The organism is Mycobacterium hackensackense, assembly GCF_025822555.1.
Lineage (GTDB): Bacteria > Actinomycetota > Actinomycetes > Mycobacteriales > Mycobacteriaceae > Mycobacterium > Mycobacterium fluoranthenivorans.
The window spans coordinates 352,274-358,273 of sequence record NZ_JACKUC010000034.1 but is presented as its reverse complement, the minus strand read 5'-3'; the positions used below and the strand labels follow the sequence as shown (position 1 = coordinate 358,273).

The following is a 6,000-nucleotide window of genomic DNA, read 5'->3' as shown; positions in this document are numbered from 1 at the left end:
GCGCATGCGGCGTTCGGTGGGTACAAGCAGTCCGGTATCGGCCGGGAGAACCACAAGATGATGCTCGATCATTACCAGCAGACCAAGAACCTGCTGGTCAGCTACAGCGAAAACGCCGCCGGGTTCTTCTGATCGCTGTACTCGCGCGAGGATCCTGACGAGGCACTGAAGGTTCGCACCCCGAGTCCCCCGGGCTCGGGGTGCAAACCGCGGCTCCGCTAGACAAGAACCGGGGCATCCGTCATTTTTATTTTAAAGGTTGGAAAAACTACCTTTCTGGGCGCGAAGTGGCGCCCGTCGGCCCGTCGGCGGTGTATCGGCTGAAATGTGGCCTCCGAGAGAGAAAACCAAGGGAGTGGGAAGTGACGACAAGTCACGGCGCGGTGGAAGAGCACCTTGAGAGCGCCAGTTATCTGCAGAAGCGGCAGCTCAAATCGGGTAGCGCCGGCTGGGTTCTGTTGGCCGGCCTGGGCGTCAGCTATGTCGTCTCGGGCGACTACTCGGGCTGGAATTTCGGTCTGGCCCAAGGGGGATTCGGCGGATTGGCCATCGCCGCAGTGGTGATCGCCGCGATGTACCTGGCGCTGGTGCTCGGCATGGCCGAGCTGTCCTCGGCGTTGCCGGCCGCCGGCGGCGGATATACCTTCGCTCGCCGCGCACTCGGACCGTGGGGCGGATTCGCCACCGGCACAGCCATTCTCATCGAATACGCGATCGCGCCCGCGGCCATCGCCACGTTCATCGGCGCCTATGTCGAATCGCTCGGGCTGTTCGGCATCACCGACGGTTGGTGGGTTTATCTGGCCGCCTATGTGCTTTTCATCGGTATCCACCTGTCCGGTGTCGGTGAGGCGCTGAAGGTGATGTTCGTCATCACCGCCATCGCGCTGGTAGGACTGGTCATCTTCGCCGTCTTCGCCGCCGGGCAGTTCGACGCCGCCAACCTGACCGATATCGCACCCTCGGATGCGGTGGGATCCTCGGCATTCCTGCCACACGGATACATGGGCATCTGGGCCGCGATCCCCTTCGCCATCTGGTTTTTCCTTGCCGTAGAAGGTGTGCCGCTGGCCGCCGAGGAGACCGCCGATCCCGAGCGCAACGTCCCGCGCGGCATCATCGCCGCGATCACGGTGCTGCTGGTCAGCTGTGCGGTGGTGCTGGTCCTGACCACCGGCGCCGGCGGCGCCGAGCAGATGTCGTCCTCGGGTAACCCGCTGGTCGAGGCACTCGGCGACGGTGCGGCCGCGAAGGTGGTCAACTACATCGGTCTGGCCGGGTTGATCGCCAGCTTCTTCTCCATCATCTACGCGTACTCCCGGCAGCTGTTCGCCCTGTCGCGCGCCGGTTATCTGCCAACTCGTTTGTCTGTCACCAACTCTCGCAAGGCGCCGACGCTGGCGCTGATCGTTCCCGGTGTCATCGGGTTCGCGCTGTCGCTGACGGGTAAGGGTGCGCTGCTGCTCAACATGGCGGTCTTCGGCGCGGCGCTGAGCTACGTGCTGATGATGGTCAGCCATATCGTGCTGCGGTGGCGCGAACCGGAGATGCGCCGGCCGTACCGCACGCCCGGTGGAGCTGTCACCACCGGATTCGCACTCGTCGTCGCGGTACTCGCGGTCATCGCGACCTTCCTGGTCGACAGTATCGCCGCCCTCTCTTGCCTCGGCGTCTTCGCCGCATTCATGGGATACTTCGCGGTGTACAGCCGGCATCGACTGGTGGCGAACTCTCCCGACGAAGAGTTCGCGATGCTGGCCAAAGCGGAGAGTGAACTCAAATGATCTACCGGCAGCAAGTTTCCGGGACCAGCTATACCTTCGACGGCCTCGTCGAGGTCATGGCGAAGGCGACGCCGCTGCGCTCCGGGGACCAGCTCGCCGGGTGCGCGGCCGAGTCCGATGCTGAGAGAGCCGCTGCCGCATGGACTTTGGCTGATCTCCCGTTGCAGACCTTCCTCGACGAGGAGGTGGTGGCCTACGACACCGACGAGGTGACCCGGCTGATCATCGACACCCACGACCGCGAGGCTTTCTCCGCCATTTCGCATCTGACCGTGGGTGGATTCCGGGACTGGCTGCTGGACAACGCCTCTCGTGACGACGGTCCGCAGCGGATTGCTTCCGTCACGGCCGGGGTCACGCCCGAGATGGCCGCAGCGGTCAGCAAGATCATGCGCAATCAGGATCTGATCGCGGTGGCCGCCGCCACGGAGGTCACCGCGGCGTTCCGGACGACCGTCGGCGCGCCCGGCACCCTGGCCACCCGGTTGCAGCCGAACCATCCGACCGACGATCCGCGTGGAATCGCCGCGGCGGTGCTCGACGGGCTGCTGCTGGGATGCGGCGACGCCGTCATCGGCATCAACCCCGCAACCGATTCACCGCATGCCACAGCGGATCTGCTGTACCTGCTGGACTCGATCCGGGCCCGCTACGACATTCCGGCGCAGTCGTGCGTGCTGTCGCACATCACCACAACCATCGGGCTGATCGAAGAGGGCGTCCCCGTCGATCTGGTGTTCCAGTCCATCGCCGGCACCGAGGGCGCCAACTCGGCATTCGGGGTGGACATCAAGCTGCTGCGGGAAGGCAATGAGGCGGCGCGGTCGCTGCATCGCGGCACTGTGGGCGACAACGTGATGTACCTGGAGACCGGGCAGGGCTCGGCGTTGAGTTCGCACACGCATCTCGGGGTGGGCGGCAAGCCCGTCGACCAGCAGACGCTGGAGGTGCGGGCCTACGCCGTCGCCCGTGACCTGCAGCCGCTGCTGGTCAATACGGTGGTCGGGTTCATCGGCCCGGAGTACCTGTACGACGGCAGGCAGATCATCCGCGCCGGTTTGGAAGATCACTTCTGCGGCAAGCTGCTCGGCCTGCCCATGGGCGTCGACGTCTGCTACACCAACCACGCCGAGGCCGATCAGAACGATATGGACAACCTGCTGACGCTGCTGGCCGCGGCCGGGTGCGCGTTCGTCATCACCGTTCCCGGAGCCGATGACGTCATGCTGGGCTACCAGAGCCTGTCATTCCACGATGTGCTGTCCACCCGGCGCACGCTCGGGCTGCGACCGGCCCGGGAATTCGAGGACTGGCTGCGCCGCATCGGCATGATCGACAGCGCGGGCCGGTTGACGTCGTTCGACGTGACCCAGTCACCCCTGCGGTCGTTGACCTCGGCGGGTGCGTCATGAGTTCCGAGGAACTGGCCCGCCAGCGATTCTGGGACGAACTGCGCACCACCACCCAGGCGCGGATCGGCCTCGGCCGGGCCGGCAATGGCCTGCCCACGCGGGAAGTGTTGGAACTGAACGCGGCTCATGCCGCGGCCCGCGATGCCGTGCATCTGCCGCTCGATGTCGAGCGGCTGGCTGCCGACGTCACCGAGATCGGCATCGGGACGCCGGCCGTGGTGACCAGCCAGGCGACATCGCGGGGCGAGTACCTGCGTCGGCCCGACCTCGGCCGCAGCCCCGCGGATCTCGCAGCCGTGCCGGCCCAGCCGGCCGATATCGGCTTCGTACTGGCCGACGGGCTGTCGCCGACGGCCCTGATGCATCACGGCGCCCCGCTGCTCAAGGAGTTGGTGGCTGTGCTGGGACAGGGCTATTCGCTGGCGCCGCCGGTGATCGCGACGCAGGCTCGGGTGGCGCTGGGCGACCATATCGCCGGCCGCGGTGGATACGGGACGCTGCTGGTCATCATCGGCGAGCGGCCCGGTCTCAGCGTCGCCGACAGTCTGGGCATCTACTTGACGCATCGGCCGCGTCCCGGCTGCACCGACGCGGATCGAAACTGCATCTCCAACATTCACCCGCCGGACGGCCTGGGCTACCAGGAAGCGGCCCGCGTGGCTGCCGGACTGGTCGCCGGGGCGCGCGAGCTGGGCCGGTCCGGGGTGGCGCTCAAGGACACGTCACGGGGTGTGGCGGTGGGTTCTGGAGCCGGCGGGGAACTGCTCTGACCGACTTGTCGGTGCCGCGGCATACCCTCGCGCCATGAGGTTTGTGTCGACGCGCATCATCACCGCAGACGTGACCCGGCTGGTGGCCTTCTACGAGGAGGTCACCGGGATCGCCGCGGTATGGGGCAACGAGTTGTTCGCCGAGATCCCGACCCCGGCCGGAACACTTGCCATCGGCAGCGAGAAGACCGTGCCCCTGTTCGGCGCGGGATCCGCCGAGCCGGCCGCCAACCGGAGCGCGATCATCGAGTTCATCGTCGATGACGTCGACGCCGAGTACGCGCGGCTGCAGCCGTATGTCGGTGAGGTCGTCACCGAACCCACCACGATGCCGTGGGGCAACCGGGCGCTGCTGTTCCGCGACCCGGACGGAAACCTGGTGAACCTGTTCACCCCGGTGACGGAGCAGGCGCGTGCCAAGTTCGGGCTCAGCCCAACGCGCTGACGCTCGCGCCGCAGATCGGCAGATCGATCGGCAACGCGTGCGCGACGAAGTGATTCGGCGGGGTGACCACCAGCTGACCCCAGCGGGCGCACGAGTTGCCGGTCTCCGTATCGATCGCGTAGGTCAGCACATCGGCGGTGCCCACCTCACCGGGCTGCAAGGTGAGCCGCGGCGCCGCATTGGCGGGGCGGCGCGGGACGTTGATGAGCACTTCGCCGGCCGGAGTCACCAGATCGGCGCCCGGGTAGCCGACCATCGTGCAGGCGTGCGACGACGAGTTCCGGAATGACACGAGGACCCGGCGCTGTGTGTCGGCGGACTCCATCGCCCCGTTGGTGACCACCAGGTCGTCGTCGGAGCACGGCCCGACCTCGACCGGTGTGGCGGGTACCGCACTCGGCGGCGGTGTCACCGTAACCGTCGCCGGCGACAGCGACGGCGCCGGCGATGCCGTGGGGGTGGGTGCCGCGGTGACCGTCACCGTCGGCGCGGGAGCAGGCGAGTGTTGCGCCGTACACCCGGCGAGCAGGGCGACGGCCAGCACGGGCAGTGATCGTGCGACGACCTTCATGCTCAGTCCTTTCGTGGTGGGGCCCGCCGCCGGCGGTTGCCTGCGGCGGGCCGAAGCGCGGTGCGGGGCTCAGTGTCCGGCGCTGGGAACGGCCACGCGGACCGAGCCGTCACCGGTCTTGGTCACACCCGGGCCCGGGTTGACCCGGACCGAGCCGTCGCCGGGCTTGGCGACCTGGCAGGCGTTGCAGGTGACCAAGGGGCCCACGTCGGAGTAGTCGACGCCGACACCCGGGCCCTGCGGTTGCGCGGCGGCGGTGCCGGCGGTCAGAGCGAATCCGGCGGTGGCGACGGCACCCGAGAGCAGGGTTCCGAGGACGATCTTCTTGAGGTGGTGGGTGGTGTTCATGGTGTGCTCCTTGTGGTGGTTGCGGTCCGGATGGGCCGCTGATGTTGTGGTGACCTCACCGTAGGACCGCGAACTTGAGAGATTCTTGGCGTCGAAGGCGATCACGCAGTCACCGAGAAATGCTGAGCCGGAACACTATTCATGAAGCGCGGGACGCCACGGCGAAGAGTGTCGGCACTCTTCGCCGTGGCGTCACGACAAGCCGGATCTACAGCCCGCCGCACCTCGACGGGGCCAGGAACGGCGACCACGGCGGGCAATCGGCGGGCAGGGGCTGTGGCGGAGCCGGCGGTGCCGGTGGCGGGGCGGGCGGGACCGGCGCCGCCTGGTGCGGCGTCCCGCGCCACGGGTAGATGGTGTTGGTGGCGATGTCCACCGTGCCCTCGGAATTCCAGTACCAGTCGTGGCAGATGTTCCAGTCCCAGCTGATGACGCCGAACTCGGCGCCGGGGATCAGCGGGTCGCCCGGGCACCAGTGCGTGCAGGTCAGCCCACCCGGACAGTTGCCGCCCTGGTAACTGGGTCCGTCGGCGTATGCGGTACCGGTGGACAGGGCGAATCCCGCCAGCCCCAGCCCGCCGGATACGGCCAGTGTGGCCGCCATCCGTGCGATTCGGTTCATCTCGGTCCCTCCGTCAGGCGCCGGCGTCCGGACGCGTTCTCGCGCCCA

At 67.6% G+C, this 6,000-nt stretch carries 8 protein-coding genes; 5 read left to right on the top strand and 3 right to left on the bottom strand.

From position 1 onward, the window contains the following. The 5 genes from H7J86_RS27855 to H7J86_RS27835 all read left to right on the top strand — a co-directional run. Positions 1-132 (top strand): aldehyde dehydrogenase family protein (locus H7J86_RS27855; protein WP_267294927.1); only part of this gene is annotated, 132 nt, incomplete at its 5' end. Between the two features lie 230 nt (positions 133-362). Further along, entirely contained in the window at positions 363-1,784 is a 1,422-nt protein-coding gene (gene eat / locus H7J86_RS27850; RefSeq protein WP_090363380.1) for an ethanolamine permease, read from the top strand. Continuing rightward, positions 1,781-3,196: an ethanolamine ammonia-lyase subunit EutB gene (locus H7J86_RS27845; RefSeq protein ID WP_267294899.1), complete on the top strand. Its 1,416-nt coding sequence runs from the start codon at positions 1,781-1,783 to the stop codon at positions 3,194-3,196. Before eat ends, H7J86_RS27845 begins: the two co-directional genes overlap by 4 nt. After that, positions 3,193-3,966 (top strand): ethanolamine ammonia-lyase subunit EutC, encoded by a 774-nt coding sequence (eutC, locus tag H7J86_RS27840; RefSeq protein ID WP_267294897.1) that lies wholly within the window; start codon positions 3,193-3,195, stop codon positions 3,964-3,966. The genes H7J86_RS27845 and eutC overlap by 4 nt, the downstream gene beginning before the upstream one ends. A 34-nt stretch (positions 3,967-4,000) precedes the next feature. Then, on the top strand, positions 4,001-4,411 hold the full coding sequence (locus H7J86_RS27835) for a VOC family protein (RefSeq protein ID WP_187096672.1): 411 nt from the start codon (positions 4,001-4,003) through the stop codon (positions 4,409-4,411). On the opposite strand, the gene H7J86_RS27830 is transcribed toward H7J86_RS27835, so the two are convergent. The 3 genes from H7J86_RS27830 to H7J86_RS27820 all read right to left on the bottom strand — a co-directional run bounded on the left by H7J86_RS27830 (position 4,395) and on the right by H7J86_RS27820 (position 5,952). Beyond that, a complete protein-coding gene (locus H7J86_RS27830; protein ID WP_267294895.1) occupies positions 4,395-4,982 on the bottom strand; it encodes a DUF4232 domain-containing protein in 588 nt (195 codons plus the stop codon). The two genes, H7J86_RS27835 and H7J86_RS27830, sit on opposite strands and share 17 nt — an antisense overlap. Before the next feature lie 69 nt (positions 4,983-5,051). Beyond that, the gene (locus tag H7J86_RS27825) at positions 5,052-5,435 is read right to left on the bottom strand and encodes a hypothetical protein (protein WP_267294893.1); all 384 of its coding nucleotides are present in this window, start codon (positions 5,433-5,435) and stop codon (positions 5,052-5,054) included. A 103-nt stretch (positions 5,436-5,538) separates the two neighbouring features. After that, on the bottom strand, positions 5,539-5,952 hold the full coding sequence (locus H7J86_RS27820) for a hypothetical protein (protein WP_090363392.1): 414 nt from the start codon (positions 5,950-5,952) through the stop codon (positions 5,539-5,541). Positions 5,953-6,000: the final 48 nt, after the last annotated feature.